At 61.2% G+C, this 1,788-nt stretch carries 2 protein-coding genes and 1 pseudogene; all 3 read right to left on the bottom strand.

The window, feature by feature from the left end; translation table 11 throughout:
- The coding region (locus B9A31_RS26825; protein ID WP_143496571.1) for a toxin VasX at positions 1 to 278 on the bottom strand (278 nt) is incomplete at its 3' end.
- A complete protein-coding gene (locus B9A31_RS26830; protein ID WP_084297566.1) occupies positions 275 to 1,198 on the bottom strand; it encodes a hypothetical protein in 924 nt (307 codons plus the stop codon). The genes B9A31_RS26825 and B9A31_RS26830, both read right to left, overlap by 4 nt.
- Positions 1,195 to 1,788, bottom strand: a pseudogene (locus B9A31_RS26835) (type VI secretion system tip protein VgrG); the annotation flags it as partial. The pseudogene B9A31_RS26835 and the gene B9A31_RS26830, both read right to left, overlap by 4 nt.

Here is a 1,788-nt window from a genome sequence, read left to right on the forward strand (position 1 = left end):
AAGCGGCGCAGGTGGCCCTGCTCGCTCACTTCGTAGGCATGCCAGACCTGCTGGTCGAGCAGCACGTACAGGTAGCCCATGCGCAAGGTGCGCACGCCCAGCTTCGCCGAGACATGCAGGCTGCCGGCCACGGTGCTGAGGCCCTGTGGGCGTGTGTCCGGCACCAGGGCGCGACGCAGGGGCAGGATCGGCAGGCCTTGGCGTTCGCAGGCCATGCACTGGTCAGAAGGGAGCCCGGCTTCGGCTGTCGCAATGGCGATACGTTGACTGAGGGTCATAGGCGCCTCTCGTTTCTTGGAAGGGGATCGATCAGGCGACACCAGTGTTCCTCGGAATAGCGAGTGAGCATCGGGGCGAGAGGACGGTGATCGTTGACGGCCGCATCAACCATGTTGCGCACCGCAGCAACGGTATTCAGCCTGGGGTGGATGCACAGGTGATGCAGGGCAAAAACCGTGATGTCTTCCTCTGCGCTCAAGCCCAACGCTCGTGCATCGTCGATATGGTTGGAGACCCGCACGGCGGCAAACGGCGGTATCTGGCACTGTCTCGCGTCCTCCGAGGCCGCACGCAGCACTCTCCAGACAGCCAGCACGCGCTCGATCAACGCCACATCTTCCTGAATACGCTGGGCAGGCTCCGGCAAAGCATGCCGCTGCCCGCTCTGCCCTTTCAGGTGCGCCAACCTGCCACCGCTACTCAGGAACAACCAGTCGTTGATCGGCCACCATGGGCCATGCTCGACCTGCTTGAACGTCGCCGCGAGCAGCTCCAGGCGAACCGGCTCGTACACCGGATAGAAGCTGAACGCCCGTTTGGCATCGGGTATTCGGCACATGGCCGTGAGATGGGCGGCTACCGTGGCCGAAGCTGCTTCACTGAACAGCCAGCCACTCAGGTAGCGCCGAGGGTGGTGCAGCCTTCTATACGCTGCGCGCGCAGTCAGCGCCAGCAACTCACGGCTGGGCAACGTTCCGGGTGAAGCCAGGCAAGCCAACACGGGATGCAGGTGGGGCACATGGGCCAGATCGGCCCTGTCCACGCGCATCAATGCCGCCTCGCCCAACGCTTCGCGCAGGTGCGCAAGCAAGGCATGGTCACTCTGGCCAGCTATCGCGAGCGGGTCGACCAATACATGGCAATGCAGGTGCGCCGCATGATGCCCTTCGATGCGGCTGATCAGGCTCTCGACATTCATGCCTTGACCTCGCACTTGCTGCTAGCGTCAGGCGTAAGCTCAAAAGACGGGCTATCGCCATCCCCTTTCGCAACGGCCTTGGTCTGCCCTTTCAAGTCGAGTGTCAGGCCATTGATGGTAATGCCCTGCGCATCCAGCACGATGCTGCCGCCAGGGCTTCTCAATTCGATGCGCTCACTGGCCAGCAACTGGAATACTGTCGTGCGTTGTTGCACGCCCTGCCCGACGCTTATCGACTGAGCCCCTTTGACCACTAGCTCGCAGTTGCTCCCAGTGAGAACGCGGTGATTGCCACCCGTTGACTCAGTGCGGTTGTTGGCCACGTTCTCGACCAGGTCACGCTTGATGTCCAACAGGCTGTTTTGCCCAATAACCTGGGTATGGTTGTATGCCGTTTCCTGACGGAAGTTGTTGCCAATGCTCAGTTGCTCATCATTGCCGACCTGCTCGACACGATTGCGCCCCACACGCGTGGTCTCATCATTGCCGACCACATTGTTCTTGTCCCGCTGGGCATGGATGAACACTTCCTCTTTGCCCAGTTCGTCCTCGAAACGCAGTTCGTTGTAACCATCACCTTTATGGGTCTG

Origin of the sequence: Pseudomonas sp. URIL14HWK12:I5, assembly GCF_900176445.1 — a bacterium.
In the GTDB taxonomy this organism is placed as follows: domain Bacteria; phylum Pseudomonadota; class Gammaproteobacteria; order Pseudomonadales; family Pseudomonadaceae; genus Aquipseudomonas; species Aquipseudomonas monteilii.